Raw genomic sequence first — 17,476 nt, forward strand, 5'->3', positions numbered from 1 at the left:
TATAATAGAAGAAACCACCGTTATATAAAAAATAATGAGTGAAAGGGGAGGGAACATAAATGCCAAATTGGTTTAGAAAAACCTTAGTCGCATTAATTACCGTGTTTACATTTGGTTTAGTGACGCCTCCTTCCATATTACTTGATAATGCCAAAGCTGCGGACAAGCCTACGAGCACAGCTGGGCAACAAAGTTTGGAGAGCACGTCCTATACATATGAAGAAACGAATGACAGGTTAACCACCGATACTTTTATTACTTATGCAATGCAAGAAGCAGAGAAGCAGTCGATGCAAAAGTTTGGTACTAAAATTGGTCCAGTAATTGAAGATGAGTTTAAAGATGTAATATTACCGAAAATTGAAGAGGCAATTGCGGAGCTTGCTAGTGATGTACCAGAAGATTCACTACAATCATTAGCGATTTCTCAAAAACCAGCTGGTGGAAATAATGAAAAGATTTTTCACGTCTACGATACGAAATCAGGAAATGATTTATTGCGTTTCCATGTAAGAAGAGATCATCCGCCACAAGATGGTTATTATTTTAATTTCCATTATCACCGTTTTGATGATGGATACTCTGGACATCATGAGTTAGGAAATATTTATTGGAATACGAATGTACCGCCGAAATGGTTGTCTTAAAAAGAACAAGAGAAAATCTTGTTCTTTTTTATTTTTATAGAAGGGACAGACAACTATGTTGTTGAATAACATAGGTTTAGAAAAAAGAAGCAAAAGGAGTATGGAGATGCAAAAATATATTGTTTTTGACTTTGATGGCACATTAGTAGATTCACAAAATATATTTGTACCGATTTATAATCAACTTGCTGAAAAACATGGGTATAAAGCAGTAAAGGAAGACGAAATTGAACATTTACGTAAATTAACGATGCCAGAGAGATGTAAACAACTTGATGTACCACTGTATAAATTACCGATATTAGCGTTGGAATTTTATAAATTATATCAGCCTGCTATAAAAAATCTCGTTTTGTTCCATGGAATGAAAGATGTATTAGATGAACTACATAAAAAAGGATACGGTATTGCGGTTATATCATCTAACTCAGAAGAGCATATTCGAGCATTTTTACAAAAGAATGATATAGAAAATATACAAGAAGTGTATTGTTCTAAAAATTTGTTCGGTAAAGATAAAATGATAAAAAGGTTTTTAAAATCGAAAAAAATAACAGAGAAAGATATGTTATACGTTGGTGATGAACAGCGAGATGTAGCAGCGTGTAAAAAGGCTGGGGTGAACGTAATTTGGGTATCTTGGGGATATGATGTTATTGAAACAGTGAAAAAAGACGCACCCGATTATATGGTTCATAAGCCGATGGAAATTGTGCAAGTAGTACAAGGAGTTTATTCTTAATATGAATACACTTCGAGCAGGTATTCATCATATTGAATTTTGGGTAGCAAATTTGGAGGAATCCATTTCTTTTTATAATAAGCTGTTTTCCATAATTGGATGGAGAAAATTAAATGAAGTAGCATATAGCACGGGAGAAAGTGAAATATACTTTAAAGAAGTAGATGAGGAAATCGTAAGGACGTTAGGTCCTAGACATATTTGTTATCAAGCTATTCATAGAGAAGTAGTTGATGAAGTAGCAGATTTTCTTTCTAGTACGAAAGTGAAGGTAATACGTGGTCCAATTGAAATGAATCATTATTCAGAAGGGTACTATACGATTGATTTTTACGATCCGAATGGATTTATTGTAGAAGTAGCCTATACACCAAATGCAGAAATGTAAGGGGAATAGATATGAAGATAATTACAGCACGGCAAAACAATATACAAATTGTAAAAGATGCAGCGAATATTGAAGAAATTTCTAAAGGTTTCTCTCCAGATAAGAAATATGTAATTACGAATGCAAATAATGATAAATATTTATTGCGGACAGGCGATATAAAAGAGTATGAAAGAAAGAAAATAGAGTTTCAAATTTTAAATGAAATGCAAAATCGTAGTGTGCAAGCACAAAAACCAATTGAAATGGGTTTGTTGGCAGAAGAAGGTTTATGCTATGGCATCTTTTCGTATTTAGAAGGGGAAGATGCGAAGAAGCTATTGCCTACGTATTCACCAAAAGAACAATATGATATTGGCATAGAGGCAGGAAAAGATTTAGCAAAAATGCATACATATGAAGCTCCTAATGATATACTTCCATGGCATGAAAGAGCAATGAAAAAACATAGTAAATATTTAGAAGCATACAAAACATGCGGAATAAAAATAAAAAATGATGATAAGATTATTAAGTTTATAGATGAAAATGAAATGTATGTAAAGGATCGCCCAAATCGATTTCAACACGATGATTTTCATTTAGAAAATATAATTGTACGGGATGGGAAATATGTAGGTGTAGTTGATTTTAATGGTTATGACTGGGGCGATCCACTGCATGATTTCGTGAAAATTGCACTATTTGCAAGGGACATTAGTATTCCGTATTCAATCGGACAAATAGAAGGATACTTTAATAGGAGAATACCAGAGGAGTTCTGGAAATTATATGCGGTGTACGTTGGCATGACAGTTTTCTCATCAGTTGTTTGGACATTAAGAGCCGCACCACATATGTTGGATGATATGTTAGAGCGTCTTCATATTGTATTGGAAGATCATAAAAACTTTGAGTTATCAAAACCAAGTTGGTTTCAACCAGATAAGATTGATATGAAATAGAAAAGGTAGGTGTGATTCGCACCTACCTTTATTTTTTACCATTCTTCATTTTGAAGTAGTTGTAATGCTAACTTTAAATCCACATCTTCTTGTATATGTTCCGGAGTCCATGGAATATGTATATGAGGTTGTATTCCAATTCCGGACATTCCTTTGCCTTTATCTATAATAGAAAGCCGTGAAGTAGGATAGTAAAGAGCGAACGTACCAGCCCATTCCATTACTGCTAAATTAGAATAATCATTTAAACCAGCAGTAGGACGACCTATTACTTTTACTTTCGGTGATTTTTTTGTTGCTTCTACAAAAGAATCACCAGAGCTTCCACATGTAACATCTGTTAATACGGCTACTCTACTTGGTGTTGTTCGTCCGTGTATTTTCAAAGTTTGGAGTTCTTTTGGTAGTCTAGATGTATCAAATGCAACAAGGCCCTTTTTATAATTCTCTTTTAAATCGTGAATAAACATATCGGCGACTAACTTTGAAAGGTCGTCTGAAGAATCGTAATCTTTTTCAAAGTCTTGCATTCGTAAATAATAATTTCGTTCTGTATGATTTAATTGCATTGTATTTGAAGAATCGAAAAGAGAAATTTCTTTGTCTTCAAATAAGTAAGGAAGTACGTTGAAAAATGCATCATCACTTCCACCACGATTCAATCGCACATCTATAATTAAGTTTTGAAAAGAATCCAGCTCGTTTTTGTATGAGTCGATTAATTGATTAATAGCTGCAGCATTTGCAAAGTCAGTTAAAGTAATTAAGAGTGTATTTTTATTGTACTTTTTTAATGAATAGATAGGTGTGTATTCGCTTTGTTTATATTTTTGTAAAGAAATGGTTTCGGTTACTCCATCTTTATCTATAAGTGTACAATTTGATGATTTTAATAAAACATAGTCCCATTTTTCACGCTCATATGTATTCTCATTTACATACTTTTTATACTTTATTAATAGCTCAGGAATTTTCATATTATCTAATGCAACGATAGTTTGTCCTTTTTTTACTCTTTTTTCTTGTGAAGTAGATGTAATATATAGGTGATCTTCGTATCTTTTCACTTGGAAGCCAACACTGTTAAGAGGTTGATCGTTAGAGCTCATTTTGAAAAACATATGATTGTCTTTGAAGTCTAATAAGTAATCATTTACAATTTCAGTGAATTGTACTGGTGTTAAATCTCTTTGCTTCTCTAGTTGCTCAATTGTTTGTAAATATGTAGTAGGATCATCCCATCCTTTTTTATCAATACAACCGGAATAATCGTGATGAGTAATCGAAACAACTTCTTTGAAGATTTCTGTGTACAATGCTTTTCCTCCTTATAGTTTAAATAACTAAATAAAAGGATTCCTTGTTCTATACGTAAAATCCTTTATTTGGATGAGAATATTAATATAAAAATAGAGGGAAGTGTATCTTCCCTCTATTAAAATAATTATTTAATTTTCTTAAATGTAAGCGGCTGAGTACTTAATGTAGTTGGTACATGTAACTGAAGGGATGGGAATTCACCACTTACATTCATTTCATAAGCGAATAATAAGCTCATTTTCATTTGGAATAAGTCAACTTTTGCGGAGAAGATGTCGTAATGATGATGCCCTAATTGAATATCCATTTCCATAAATTGTACATATAACGAATCATCTCGTTTGTATACTTGTAATGTTCCGTATGCAGGATGTTCAAAAGTACCAGTATAATCCTCTAACTTGTGCGAAGGTGTAGTCCCTTTAATTTGTTCAGGGAGGGATTCAGTTGCTTCTTTCATCATTTCCTTCATTTTTTTAGTATCTTCTACAGCACGCTTATGCCAATCAATGGATTCTAATTCAAGTAGTTCGTCATAAATTTGATTAGCGAGATAAGTAGGAAGTAATGTTCCTCCAGCATTCGTTAAAATGACAAGGCCTATGTTTTCTGTTGGTATGAATGAAACAAGCGCTGAAAATCCATCGATATTACCGCCATGATGAATCACTTTTTTACCACGATAAGCGCTAATAAACCAACCAAGACCGTAACTATTTAATGGAGATTCAGGGAGTGATAAAACCGGTTGGTCTGGAATTGAATTGTGTGGTGTATACATTTGTTGTAATAATTCAGAGGAGATTAATTCATGATCTCCAAATTTTCCTTCATTTAAGTGGAGAAGTACCCAATTTGCCATATCTTCAATTGTGGAATTAATACACCCAGCAGCGCCAACTGTATCGATGTTACGGAATGGAACTGCTTTTATTTCACCGTCATTTTCAATGTAAGGTAAAGCATAATCATCTGTAGTTTGTGAATCGTTAACAGAGAAGTTTGTATGTCTCATATTTAAAGGTTCTAAAATATGTTCTGTAGTGTATTGCTCCCACGTTTGATTTGTAATGTATGCAACAATGTAGCTAATTGTTGCATACATTAAGTTGTTATATAGAAATGCAGTCCGGAACGGTGCATCAAGTGGTAAATGTTTTATTTTTTCAACGAGATCTTTTCGAGATAAGGAAGAACTGTACCAAAGAGCCTCATGACGACTCACTCCAGTTCGATGAGAAGCTAAATCCCGTCCTGTAACTTGTGAGCTAGCAAGTAGTTCAGATAAAGTAAAGTTAGGTATATAAGACTGGATAGGGGTATCCCAATTAAACTTTTTTTGCTGTGCTAACAAGCTTAATGAAAGTGTGCCAAATGCTTTCGTTGAGGAACCGATTGCGAATCGAGTATTCGGTGTAACAGCCTCTTTTGTTTCTATATTACGATAGCCGAAACCTTCTGAAATAATAACTTCACCGTCTTTTATAACAGCGACAGCAGCACCAGGAACATTTAAATCCTTCATCATTTTTTCAACCGTTGTTTGTAAAGAAGTCATAACAGGCGTTTCAATTTTAGACATACTTCTAACCTCCAAATATAAATTTTGTTCTACCGCACTATACTTTCGGTAATAGAAAATGAAAACCTTTTTATATTTGGAAAGTTAATAATTTTGTAAGAATTAGCGCAAGAAATTTTATTAATTAGGATTATTAAATTTATCATTTTTCATGTTATGATAAATTGCATATACGATTGAAAGAAGGTTTTCCTACATATGAAACATGCTGAAAATGAATACTTAAATTTATGCCGCCATGTAATGGAACATGGTACGAAGAAAGAAGACCGTACAGGGACAGGCACTGTATCTGTATTTGGATATCAAATGCGTTTTGATCTAAGTAAAGGTTTTCCTTTATTAACAACAAAGAGAGTACCGTTTCGCCTTGTAGCAAGTGAACTACTTTGGTTTATGAAAGGTGATACAAATATTCGCTATTTATTGCAGCATAATAATAACATTTGGAATGAATGGGCGTTTAAGAGCTGGGTAGAAAGTGATGAGTATACTGGTCCTGACATGACGGATTTTGGTCTTCGCTCACAACAAGATGAAGAATTTAAAGTACAGTACGATGAGCAGATGGAATTGTTTAAAAAGAACGTTTTAGAAGATGATGATTTCTCAAATAAATATGGTTATTTAGGAGACGTATACGGTAAACAGTGGCGAGCTTGGAAAACGACAGCTGGTGAGACACTTGATCAATTAAAAGATGTAATTGAAATGATAAAAAAAACACCAGACTCACGTCGTTTAATCGTTTCTGCTTGGAATCCTGAAGACGTACCAAGTATGGCATTACCCCCTTGTCATACATTATTCCAGTTTTATGTAGCGGACGGAAAGCTTTCTTGTCAGCTATATCAAAGAAGTGGTGACATATTCCTTGGAATACCATTTAACATCGCAAGTTATTCACTACTAACACATTTAATTGCACACGAATGTGGTCTTGAAGTAGGGGAATTTGTTCATACAATTGGTGATGCACACATTTATACAAATCATTTTGAACAAGTAGAAAAGCAATTGGCACGTGAACCACGTCCGTTCCCGAAACTTACATTAAATCCAGATGTGAAATCTGTTTTCGATTTTGAAATGGAAGATTTAACGATTGAAGGATACGATCCGCATCCAGCAATTAAAGCACCGGTTGCAGTATAATTGTAGAGGAGATGAAAAAATGATTGTTTCATTTATGGTCGCAATGGACGAAAATAGAGTAATTGGTAAAGATAATAATTTACCTTGGCGTTTACCGAGTGAATTACAATATGTGAAGAAAACAACGATGGGTCACCCGCTTATTATGGGAAGAAAGAACTATGAAGCGATTGGTAGACCGCTGCCTGGAAGACGTAATATTATTGTAACTCGTAATGAAGGATATCACGTTGAAGGATGTGAAGTTGTTCATTCTGTAGAAGAAGTATTCGAACTATGTAAAAATGAAGAAGAGATTTTTATTTTTGGTGGAGCGCAAATTTACGATCTCTTTTTACCTTATGTAGACAAGTTATATATAACAAAAATCCATCATGCATTTGAAGGAGATACATTCTTCCCAGAAATAGATATGACAAATTGGAAAGAGATTTTTGTAGAAAAAGGTTTAACGGATGAAAAAAACCCGTATACGTATTATTACCATGTATATGAGAAACAACAATAATAAAAAAGATTGATGTGAGAATTCGCATCAATCTTTTTATTTATATTCACCAATATAAGTTTATAGATGAGATTCGATAGTGCTATAATGATAGGTAGCATGTAAAAATGCTAAAATTTTCAAAAGTACTAATATAGAAAGAGGAGGAGAATCGATTGAGAAAGATATGGGGGATTCTTTTTCTTTGCTTAACATTCATGTTAGTTGGATGTGGTAAAGAAGAAAAACCACAAGAAGCGTTTGATACATATGTAAAAGCGTGGAATAAACAAAAATTTGCAGATATGTATGATCAACTATCAAAAAATGCAAAAAAAGATATTTCAAAGAAAGAGTTTACTGAGAAATATGAAAAAATTTATTCTGGTATCGAAGTGAAAGACTTAAAGGTAGAAACAGGGGAAGTAAAAGAAGATAAAAAAGATGAAGGCCCTGTTCCTTTTAAAGTAAGCATGGATACAGTTGGTGGTAAAATTACATTTGGTCATGAAGCAAAAATGGTGAAAGAAAAAGATGGAGATAAAGAATCTTGGAAAATAGATTGGACTCCTGATTTTATTTTCCCAGGCATGACGAAAGATAGTAAAGTGCGTATGCAGACAACACAGCCAAAACGTGGTGAAATATACGATCGTAATGGAAAAGGTCTTGCAACGAATGGGAAAGCTTCTGAAATCGGATTGATTCCTGAAAAGTTAGGCGATACTGCTCCGCAAACGAAAGAAACAGTAGCGAAGTTATTAAATATGTCTGTAGAAGAAATTGATCAAAAATTAGCTGCTAAATGGGTAAAACCAGGGTATCTCGTACCAATTGGAATTTTGCCTGAAGGGGCAACACAAAATACGTACATTGATTTACCAGGTGTTTCAACAAAACCTGTAAATGTTCGTACATATCCGTTAGGGGAAGCGGCAGCTCATCTGACTGGTTATATTGGAAAGGTAAATGCTGAAGATTTAAAAACGCTACAAAAGAAAGGCTATCAAGCTGATGACCCAGTTGGTAAAGCTGGTTTAGAGCAAGTATTAGAGGAAAAGCTACGCGGTAAAAAAGGTGGCCGTGTCTTTGTAGAAGATGCGCAAGGAAAAGAAATTAAAAACTTGGCAAAAACAGATACTGTTGATGGAGAAAATGTAACTTTAACTATTGATAGTGTTGTTCAAGAAAAAACGTATAATGAAATGAAGGGCGAAGCTGGTTCAAGTGCAGCAATTAATCCGAAAAGTGGAGAAACAATTGCACTAGTAAGTAGTCCAGCATATGATCCTAATATAATTGCACGAGGGACATCGAAGGCACAACGCGAAGCTTGGAATAATGATCCGAAAAAACCGATGACGAATCGCTTTACACAATTGTCGGTACCAGGTTCTGTATTTAAACCTATTACAGCTGCAATTGGTCTTGAAACGAAAACGATTGATCCAAAAGAAGAGTTGAAAATTGAAGGATTAAAATGGACAAAAGATTCTTCTTGGGGTAATTACTATGTAACACGTGTGAAAGATGCAAATCCGATTGATCTTGATAAGGCGATGAAATACTCGGATAATATTTACTTCGCACAAGAAGCTTTGAAAATCGGAAAAGACAAGTTTATGAGTGAAGCAAAAAAATTCGGATTCGATGAGAAACTACCAATTGAATATGGATTCCCTGCTTCTAAAATTGCAAATGACGGCATTAAAAATGATATTCAAATGGCAGATACGGGATATGGACAAGGACAAGTATTAATGACTCCTCTTCATTTAGCTTTAACGTATGCGCCAATTGTAAATGATGGAACGATTCCGTCACCGTATATTATTAAAACAGATAAACAACCAAAAGCTTGGAAAGAAAATGTAATTTCTAAAGGAAATCAGGATATATTAAAAACTGCAATGACGAAAGTAATTAATGATCCAGATGGTACAGGGAAAATTGCTAAAATTGATGGCATGACTCTTGCTGGAAAAACAGGTACAGCGGAATTAAAAGTATCAAAAGAGGCCGAAGGAAAAGAACTAGGTTGGTTCGCTGCATTTGATTTAAATTCCCCAGATATGGTCATTACAATGATGATTGAAGATGTAAAAGGTAGAGGCGGAAGTAATATTCCAGCTGAAAAAGTAAAACATGTATTTCAAAAATAATATGTAATAGTAGGCTATCTCTATAAGTTGTAGAGGTAGCCTTTTTATATGAAAGAGTTCTTAATATCTGTATACTGAATTTTAAAGAAACAAAGTAAATCATTAACTTACGAAAAAAAAGTAGCTATTTTTTATTGACATTGATTAAAACTTTTTGTATTATACTTACATAAGGTAAGTTATTAACTTTAAAAAAACAAATCTTGAATTAAAGATAAAGAGAAAAAAGGGAGAGAATACAATGACAAAAGTACTATTTATTACAGCAAATCCAAATTCAGCAGAAGGTTCTTTCGGAATGGCAGTGGGGGAAGCTTTCATCGAAGCTTATAAAAACGAACATCCACAAGACGAAGTTGTAACAATTGATTTATTCAACACTACAGTACCAGCAATTGATGCAGATGTATTTGCTGCTTGGGGTAAATTTGCAGCAGGTGAAGGCTTTGAAACTTTAACGGAAGCTCAACAACAAAAAGTAGCAGCAATGAACACAAACTTAGAAACATTTATGCATGCAGATCGTTATGTATTCGTAACTCCAATGTGGAACTTTAGCTATCCACCAGTAGTAAAAGCATACTTAGATAACGTAGCAATCGCAGGTAAAACATTCAAATATACTGAAAATGGTCCGGTCGGCTTATTAGAAGGTAAAAAAGCACTTCACATTCAAGCAACAGGTGGCGTATATTCTGAAGGAGCATACGCAGCTGTAGACTTCGGACGCAATCACTTAAAAACTGTATTAGGATTTGTCGGTGTAAATGATACTGATTATATTGCAGTTGAAGGTATGAATGCAAACCCTGAAAAAGCACAAGAAATTAAAGAAGCGGCAATTGCTAATGCTCGTGAATTAGCAAAACGTTTCTAATATAGAATGCTTAAAAAGTCCAAACACTTGCTGTTTGGACTTTTTTTCTTCTTTTTCCTTCGTTTGTCTAGTATAATGAAGGTCGGAATGATAATAGGTGGGGGTTCTGTATGATTCAAACGTTTTTTAAAATCTTTTATTTAATTTTAATTGTAATTGCGATTACACCGAGAATGTGGCGTCTTAAAAGACAAGTAAATACGATGGCGCCAAAAGAAAAAGATAATGCTGTGTACAAAACGACAAATTGGTTTGGTAAGAAAATGGTACGTGTAGCTGGAGGGACAGTAGAAGTGAAAGGGCTTGAAAATGTTCCGAAAGACAAGCCGGTACTAGTTGTAAGTAATCACCAAAGTAATATGGATATTCCTGTTTTACTAGGTTACTTAAATAAACCAATTGGATTCGTGTCAAAAGCAGAGATTAAAAAGTTCCCAGTTGTACCAACTTGGATGGAACTTATGAATTGTGTATTTATGGATCGTAGCGATCGTCGTCAATCTCTTAAAGCAATTAAAGATGGAATCGAACTATTAAAGAATGGACATTCTATCGTAATTTTCCCAGAAGGAACGAGAAGTAAAGGTGGCGAAGTTGGAGAGTTTAAGGCTGGTAGTTTCCATCTTGCAGTAAAATCAGGTGTAGCAATTTTACCTGTAACGTTAGATGGTACATATAAGATGTTTGAAGCGAATGGAAATCGTATGAAGTCAGCTCATGCAACAGTAACAATTTCTAAGCCGATTACACCTGAAGATTATGCGAATATGGATATTAAAGAATTAACGAAGCATACACAGGAAGTTATCGCATCACAATTACATAAGTAATAAAAAAGGTTTCAGCTTATAGTAAGCTGAAACCTTTTTTATTATGCTGTAGGTAAGACGTAAAAGAGTACACAGAAGAACATCATCGCACTACCACCTAAAACGAACAGGTGCCATATGGCATGGTTGAAAGGTAGCTTTTCCCAAAGGAAGAATATAGCTCCGACAGAATATAAAATTCCACCTGCTAAAAGTAGTGAAAAACCATGTCCAGTTAGATTTTCATAAAGTGGTTTAATAGCAACGATTATGAGCCATCCCATTATGATGTAACATAAAGTTGATGCCTTTATAAAGCGACGTACAAAGAAAATTTTGAAGACGATACCTCCGATTGCAAGTGTCCATATAATAGCAAGTAACGTCCATCCTAATGGGCCACGAAGTGTAATAAGTAGAAAAGGAGTATACGTGCCAGCAATCAATAAGTAAATGGCTGAATGATCTAAAATAGTAAATATTTTTTCTACTTTAGGATGATGAATGCTATGTAGCAATGTTGAAAACAAGTACAGTAAGAACATACTTACACCATAAACAGTAAATGCAACTACAGCTGATGCGGTACCGTGCTTAGAAGCATGAATAATCAATATGATTAAGGCAGGGATGCTTAAAATGGCACCGATACCATGTGTAATTGCATTTGCAATTTCTTCTTTTACAAATTGGGTCATTCGTGTCATTTTTTCAGTCATAATGCAAATCCTTTCTACTATCATAAAATAATATGTCATTTCCCTTACCATATCATACACAAGAGCAATAGAAAATGAAATTTGTATAATTGATTATATTTTTTAATTTTTTTGACAAAAGGCAATGGATTTGTTGACGTTTTCAAACTTTTTTGACAAAATAAAATTATGTAATAGTAGGACAAGGAAACTACTAATAAAGGGGATGGGGAAATGTTTTCAAATATTGGCTTTCCAGGGTTAATTTTAATTTTAGTAGCAGTACTCATTTTATTTGGACCTAAAAAATTGCCGGAAATCGGGAAGGCTTTAGGGGAAACGTTAAAAGAGTTTAAAAAATCAACGAAAGAATTGACAGATGACGCATTTCAAGAAAAGGAAAAGAAAGAAAAACTGTAATGTATTTTCCTTGTAATGGATAAATAAAGTGTGGTGAACGAGATGGAAGATCGGGAAATGAGCGTAGTAGAACATATTGTTGAGCTTCGAAAAAGAGTAATATATACGGTGTTATCCTTTGTACTATTTTTAATTATTGGATTTACTTTTACAAAGGATATTTATTTTTGGCTTGTAAAAGATTTACCAATGAAATTAACTGTTCTCGGTCCAAGTGATGTATTGTGGATTTTTTTCTCGATTGCTACAGTATTTGCTATCGTTTGTACAATTCCTTTTGCTGCTATACAAATTTGGTTATTTGTAAAACCGGGTTTACATCCAAATGAACAAAAGGTGACAATAATGTATATACCGGTATTGTCTATATTATTTATCGCAGGTTTATGTTTTGGATACTTTATTGTAATGCCGTTTCTATTTCACTTTTTAACTACTATAGGTAATGAAATGTTTAATACGATGTTTACGACAGAAAAGTATTTTCATTTTGTACTTAATTTAACAGTTCCATTTGCTGTGATTTTTGAATTGCCAGTCGTTGTAATGTTTTTAACTAGTATTGGAATACTTACGGCGGAATTTTTAATAACAATAAGAAAGTATGCTTACGTAGCGTTGATTATCATTGCATCTTGCATATCACCGCCTGACTTTTTATCTCATAGTTTAGTTGCGGTGCCGCTTATTTGTATTTATGAAGTAAGTATTGCTTTATCAAAGGTTGTTAGTAAGAGAAAAAAGAAAAGAGAAGAAATGCAGTCGAAAAGTGCCTCGTTATAAAGGCACTTTTTTATTTATTTGTTATACTATAGCTATAAACGTATACAATATATAGAAGAAAAAAATTATAGAATCTCCAAAATTTAGACAAACTTTGCGCTTTTATAAGCTTATACTAAATGTATTAAACAATTGATGGGTAATGAGGTTCCCGTCTCAGGGATATTTAGGACGGGAAGATGGATTAGGTGGAGATGAATAGAGTATCTTCTAGCCATAAGGACTACAGAAATCATATAAGTCTGATTTTACTCCACTTTAAACAACGTCTTACAGCGCAAAGTAGAGGAAGTTCAAAAATCCAATGAAAAAGAGGATTGATATTGTGATTACGAAAAGTTTTTATTTCACTCATTCAACAGGGGATTGTATTAAAATATTCGAAATCCCTGTCCTACAGGCACAGCATCCATTATCGTTTCTAATTCAGTCTCGTCTTCAATTATTTATTGCAAAAATTCAAAAACAAAAACATCCAAGATTTTCATATTCTTTCCGTGAATATTTACAAAATTGTTTGAAGTGGAATGATTATTTAAATGTATATAAAACAAATACTCTTGAAAAAAATGCATGATATAGAGTAGAGACAGGGTTAGGAGCTCTGTCTTTTTCATTTTAGATATAAAAATATAATTAATTTGATGAAATTTCGTTCCAAATTGTTGAAAGCATTGGGAATACTAGTATAATAACAAGGAGAGCGTATTGGAAAGGGAAGAATATAATATGCAAAAAATTAAAATTGTAACAGATTCAACAGCAGATTTATCACAAGAGGTAATCGAGAAGTATGACATTCATGTTCTACCATTATCAATCTCTGTAAATGGACAAACATATTTAGATCGCGTTGATCTACAACCAGATGAATTTATTGAAGAAATGCTTAAATCAGAGGAACTACCAAAAACATCACAACCAGCAATGGGTACATTTGTAGAAATGTATGACAAGTTAGGTGAAGATGGAAGTGAAGTACTTTCCATTCATATGACAAGTGGAATGAGTGGTACTGTAGCAACTGCAAATAGTGCTGCATCAATGACCGATACAAAAGTAACAGTTGTTGATTCTCAATTTATTACACATGCTTTAGCATATCAAGTAATTGAAGCTGCAAAAATGGCAAATGAAGGACGCTCACTAGAAGAAATTTTAAAACGTGTAGATGAAGTAAGAAAGAATACTCGTTTATATGTAGTAGTAGATACATTAGAAAACTTAGTGAAGGGTGGACGTATCGGTAAAGGAAAAGCGTTTATCGGTTCGCTACTTAATATAAAGCCAATTGCTAGTCTTGAAGACGGTGTTTATAATCCTGTAACGAAAGTTCGTAGCCAAGGCCAAATTGTAAAAACATTAGCTAAGTTATTTGAGCAAGATACAGCTGGAAAAGTTGTAAAGGCTGTTGCAATTCCGCATGCGAAAGCAATTCCTTTAGCTGAAAGTATGAAAGCGGCGGTTGAAAAAGTGAGTGGGTTTGCTCAATCAGAAATTTTCTATACAACGCCTATAATTAGTACTCATACAGGTCCAGGTGCAATCGGATTTATGTATTTAGCAGAGTAATAAAAAAGCTACTTGAAAATATATTTCAAGTAGCTTTTTTATGTAAATAGAAAGTAAGAAATAAGAAGAGCTATACAGGCACTACCGCTAATGATATAGCGAGTCTGTAAATATTCATTCATAGATAACACCCTTTATCCCGCTATTTGCGGACAGTAAAACTCCCACCTCAAAATTTAGCTGGAGCAAAGAGGTTAGGTGGCGGGCTGTCCGTAAAAGCCCGATTGGTGAAGGTTAATAATCAGTGGGGATAAAGAAACTCCCACTGATTAAAGTTTCATTATAGGATTTTCTATATTATATGTTGGATATAGAAAATCAGTCGTTACGTTACACATGTAAAGTTTCAATTTTTTCATTTACTTGCTTATCATTTGTTGTGTTACTATAAATAAAAGTTTGGCCTAAAAAGAGTACATGCAGTTGTTCCCATGGTAACATGCGCAAATTCCAATTATTTCGAAGTCTAGTTATTGCTTCACGAGGTGTTTCATCGGCGAGCGCAAAAGCTCCGTAATGCATCGGTATAAAATGCGTAGCGTTTAAATCTAAATAAGCTTGCACAGCTTCTTCAGGTGAAACATGAGATACTTTCATAAACCATTCTGGTTCATAAGCGCCAATGGGCATAAGAGCAATATCAATTGAAAAGCGTTCACCAATTTCTTTGAAACCTTGGAAATAGCCACTGTCGCCACAAAAATATATGGTCTCCATAGTCGTTTCATTATCAATAATCCATCCGCCCCAGTGAGACGTATTCATATCAAATAAGAATCTTCTCGTCCAGTGCTGAGCAGGTACGAAGTGAAAAGAAACTTCGTTAATTATCGTACTTTCCCACCATTTATACTCTTCTACATGTTTAAATTTCTTACGAGTAAATAATTTTTTTAATCCGATAGGTACAAGATATAGAACATCATCATTCAACTGACGAAGAGTTGAAAAATCTAAATGATCATAATGACCATGTGAAATAAGGACAATATCAATTTTAGGCAGTGCTTCTATAGAGAGTCCAGGTTCTGTAAGTCTTGTAACTAGCTTTAATTTATTGGCCCATACTGGATCTGTTAATATATTAAGTCCATTCGTTTGGATAAGAAAAGTAGAATGCCCAATCCATGTGACAGTCGTTTTTTTTACATTACTTTGCAAAAATGCACTTTGTTTAACGGGTGATTGTTCTACTAAGAAAGAAAAATCTTTTTTGTTTTGCTTTCGTTCTTTACGCCAGCGTAAAAAAGAGCGAATTGATTTTTTTGTACTAACATTATCCATATTTTCATAGCGCTTTGCCATGAACATCACCTCATTTACAATCGTTGTATTTGTATTGTACCGAAATGTTGTTAAGGAATACAGTGTAAAACATGGATTAATGTTTAAGGAATTGTTAAAAAATAGGGAGAGGTATTTACAAAAGTAACAATAAAATTAGTTTTATCAATTCTATTTATAGAAATAATAGTAAAAAAATATATTTTGTCTAGTAATTCGCTTGAAATAAAGAAGTAACATACGTAAATTCGTACGATTTCGTGAACAAATGTAGTAAACAATTTTCTCGTAGTGTTAACTTTTGTTATTATAAACATAACCTATTTAAATTTAGGATAGAGAAAAGAGGTTTATAAATGAAGCGTTATCAAAAAATAATTGGTCTTATGGTTGTATTTTGTCTCTTTGTACTTGCTGGATGTAGTGAATCAGGTTCAAAGCTTCGTAAACCATTAAATTGGGATTTAGAAACTTTCCAATTTACAAATCAAGATGGAAAGCAATTTGGTACAAAAGATTTAAAAGGGAAAGTTTGGGTTGCAGATTTTATGTTCACAAATTGTCAAACAGTTTGTCCACCAATGACTGCAAATATGGCCAAGCTGCAAAAGATGGCAAAAGAAGAGAAGATAGACGTTCAGTTTGTTTCATTTAGTGTAGATCCAGACCTTGATAAACCAGAAAATCTGAAAGCTTTTATTCAAAAGTTTACAGAGGATACTAGTAACTGGAATTTATTAACGGGATATTCGTTAGAAGATATTACGAAGTTTTCAAAAGATAATTTCCAATCACTTGTAGATAAGCCGGAGAATGGTCAGGTCATGCATGGTACATCATTTTATTTAATTGATCAAAACGGAAAAGTAATGAAAAAGTATAGTGGCATTAGTAATACGCCATACGAAGACATTATACGTGATATGAAGCGATTAGTGGATTAAAAATAAGGGTGCATAGCACCCTTATTTTTTTGCATTAGTCTATGGATAAAATGTCATGTTGTTGGGGAAGTTTCGGCGCCCGAATTTCTAATACGCCGTTTTGATAAGAAGCTTTTGCTGCTTTTTTATTAATTGAATACGGCAACTTAATCAATCTTGATGCTTCTGAAATGGAACGTTCCCGGCGATAATAGTTATGGGATGTTTCTTCTTCTTCGAGTATCTCTTCTTTTACAGAGACTTTTAAGTATTCACTTTGTATTTCAATTTGAATTTGCTCTTTTTGTATACCTGGTAGTTCAGCTGTAACAACGAGTTCTTCACCAACTTCATATAAATCTACAGGGAATGTTAATAAACGGTTTCCTTTTTGGAAAAAATGATTTAAATCAGCGATTACATTGCGAAGAGGTGTTTGCTCGAAGAAATCATCAATTTGCTTTAAGTAATTACGAACCGGTGGGCGAGAAGAATCTTTTTTTTCTTCACTCATGGTATTCCCTCCTAGAAATCAATTTGCAATATCATATGACAAAAGCGGAGAAAGGTGAGTGCCTAGTTTTCATGTTTTCATAAAAAATTGTTAAAAATGTGAAATGGAGTGATTTTTTTATAGTTTTTGGTCGCCATATTCAGTTGATTATGCTAGTATAAATAGGGTT

Annotated in this window: 19 protein-coding genes; 14 read left to right on the top strand and 5 right to left on the bottom strand. The window is 33.7% G+C overall.

The features are described 5' to 3' along the window. The first annotated feature begins 59 nt into the window (after positions 1-59). The 4 genes from ACTJJY_RS21630 (at position 60) to ACTJJY_RS21645 (ending at position 2,721) form a co-directional block, all read left to right on the top strand. Positions 60-647 (top strand): YpjP family protein, encoded by a 588-nt coding sequence (locus ACTJJY_RS21630; RefSeq protein ID WP_001134421.1) that lies wholly within the window; start codon positions 60-62, stop codon positions 645-647. Between the two features lie 106 nt (positions 648-753). Continuing rightward, entirely contained in the window at positions 754-1,389 is a 636-nt protein-coding gene (locus ACTJJY_RS21635) for an HAD family hydrolase (RefSeq protein ID WP_440606504.1), read from the top strand. A gap of 1 nt (position 1,390) precedes the next feature. Continuing rightward, entirely contained in the window at positions 1,391-1,777 is a 387-nt protein-coding gene (locus tag ACTJJY_RS21640) for a VOC family protein (protein WP_001094668.1), read from the top strand. An 11-nt stretch (positions 1,778-1,788) separates the two neighbouring features. Further along, the gene (locus tag ACTJJY_RS21645) at positions 1,789-2,721 is read left to right on the top strand and encodes an aminoglycoside phosphotransferase family protein (protein WP_440606505.1); all 933 of its coding nucleotides are present in this window, start codon (positions 1,789-1,791) and stop codon (positions 2,719-2,721) included. Between the two features lie 35 nt (positions 2,722-2,756). On the opposite strand, the gene ACTJJY_RS21650 is transcribed toward ACTJJY_RS21645, so the two are convergent. Further along, on the bottom strand, positions 2,757-4,037 hold the full coding sequence (locus tag ACTJJY_RS21650) for a S41 family peptidase (RefSeq protein WP_440606506.1): 1,281 nt from the start codon (positions 4,035-4,037) through the stop codon (positions 2,757-2,759). A 128-nt stretch (positions 4,038-4,165) separates the two neighbouring features. Then, positions 4,166-5,623, bottom strand: coding sequence for a serine hydrolase (locus ACTJJY_RS21655; RefSeq protein ID WP_440606507.1), 1,458 nt, complete (start codon positions 5,621-5,623; stop codon positions 4,166-4,168). A gap of 198 nt (positions 5,624-5,821) precedes the next feature. On the opposite strand from ACTJJY_RS21655, the gene ACTJJY_RS21660 reads away from it, so the two are divergent. The 5 genes from ACTJJY_RS21660 to ACTJJY_RS21680 all read left to right on the top strand — a co-directional run bounded on the left by ACTJJY_RS21660 (position 5,822) and on the right by ACTJJY_RS21680 (position 11,134). Then, positions 5,822-6,778 (top strand): thymidylate synthase, encoded by a 957-nt coding sequence (locus tag ACTJJY_RS21660; RefSeq protein ID WP_000679600.1) that lies wholly within the window; start codon positions 5,822-5,824, stop codon positions 6,776-6,778. 19 nt (positions 6,779-6,797) lie between these two features. Further along, the gene (locus ACTJJY_RS21665) at positions 6,798-7,286 is read left to right on the top strand and encodes a dihydrofolate reductase (protein WP_000637205.1); all 489 of its coding nucleotides are present in this window, start codon (positions 6,798-6,800) and stop codon (positions 7,284-7,286) included. A gap of 155 nt (positions 7,287-7,441) precedes the next feature. Then, positions 7,442-9,427, top strand: a complete 1,986-nt coding sequence (pbpC, locus tag ACTJJY_RS21670) for a penicillin-binding protein 3 (RefSeq protein ID WP_440606508.1) — start codon at positions 7,442-7,444, stop codon at positions 9,425-9,427. Positions 9,428-9,668: 241 nt separating this feature from the next. Continuing rightward, the gene (locus ACTJJY_RS21675; RefSeq protein ID WP_000170028.1) at positions 9,669-10,304 is read left to right on the top strand and encodes an FMN-dependent NADH-azoreductase; all 636 of its coding nucleotides are present in this window, start codon (positions 9,669-9,671) and stop codon (positions 10,302-10,304) included. 110 nt (positions 10,305-10,414) lie between these two features. Next, complete coding sequence (locus ACTJJY_RS21680; RefSeq protein WP_065228784.1) at positions 10,415-11,134, top strand: lysophospholipid acyltransferase family protein; 720 nt, start codon at positions 10,415-10,417, stop codon at positions 11,132-11,134. A gap of 41 nt (positions 11,135-11,175) precedes the next feature. Here ACTJJY_RS21680 and trhA read toward each other — a convergent pair whose 3' ends face one another. Beyond that, positions 11,176-11,832, bottom strand: coding sequence for a PAQR family membrane homeostasis protein TrhA (gene trhA / locus ACTJJY_RS21685; protein WP_000136889.1), 657 nt, complete (start codon positions 11,830-11,832; stop codon positions 11,176-11,178). Between the two features lie 213 nt (positions 11,833-12,045). On the opposite strand from trhA, the gene ACTJJY_RS21690 reads away from it, so the two are divergent. From ACTJJY_RS21690 to ACTJJY_RS21705, 4 genes are all read left to right on the top strand, one after another. Next, a complete protein-coding gene (locus tag ACTJJY_RS21690) occupies positions 12,046-12,231 on the top strand; it encodes a twin-arginine translocase TatA/TatE family subunit (protein ID WP_000492442.1) in 186 nt (61 codons plus the stop codon). A gap of 42 nt (positions 12,232-12,273) precedes the next feature. Next, entirely contained in the window at positions 12,274-13,014 is a 741-nt protein-coding gene (gene tatC, locus ACTJJY_RS21695) for a twin-arginine translocase subunit TatC (RefSeq protein WP_440606509.1), read from the top strand. A 325-nt stretch (positions 13,015-13,339) separates the two neighbouring features. Beyond that, complete coding sequence (locus tag ACTJJY_RS21700) at positions 13,340-13,591, top strand: DUF2535 family protein (RefSeq protein WP_000629012.1); 252 nt, start codon at positions 13,340-13,342, stop codon at positions 13,589-13,591. Between the two features lie 152 nt (positions 13,592-13,743). Beyond that, positions 13,744-14,586, top strand: coding sequence for a DegV family protein (locus ACTJJY_RS21705; protein ID WP_021036079.1), 843 nt, complete (start codon positions 13,744-13,746; stop codon positions 14,584-14,586). 330 nt (positions 14,587-14,916) lie between these two features. Here ACTJJY_RS21705 and ACTJJY_RS21710 read toward each other — a convergent pair whose 3' ends face one another. Then, the gene (locus ACTJJY_RS21710; protein WP_440606510.1) at positions 14,917-15,891 is read right to left on the bottom strand and encodes an MBL fold metallo-hydrolase; all 975 of its coding nucleotides are present in this window, start codon (positions 15,889-15,891) and stop codon (positions 14,917-14,919) included. Between the two features lie 335 nt (positions 15,892-16,226). On the opposite strand from ACTJJY_RS21710, the gene ACTJJY_RS21715 reads away from it, so the two are divergent. Continuing rightward, complete coding sequence (locus tag ACTJJY_RS21715; RefSeq protein WP_000833332.1) at positions 16,227-16,814, top strand: SCO family protein; 588 nt, start codon at positions 16,227-16,229, stop codon at positions 16,812-16,814. Positions 16,815-16,848: 34 nt separating this feature from the next. Here the strand turns inward: ACTJJY_RS21715 and ACTJJY_RS21720 are convergent, their stop codons facing one another. Then, positions 16,849-17,307, bottom strand: a complete 459-nt coding sequence (locus ACTJJY_RS21720) for an Hsp20/alpha crystallin family protein (protein WP_023521831.1) — start codon at positions 17,305-17,307, stop codon at positions 16,849-16,851. Positions 17,308-17,476: the final 169 nt, after the last annotated feature.

Source organism: Bacillus sp. 22475 (assembly GCF_052044835.1).
Taxonomy (GTDB): Bacteria; Bacillota; Bacilli; order Bacillales; family Bacillaceae_G; genus Bacillus_A; species Bacillus_A cereus.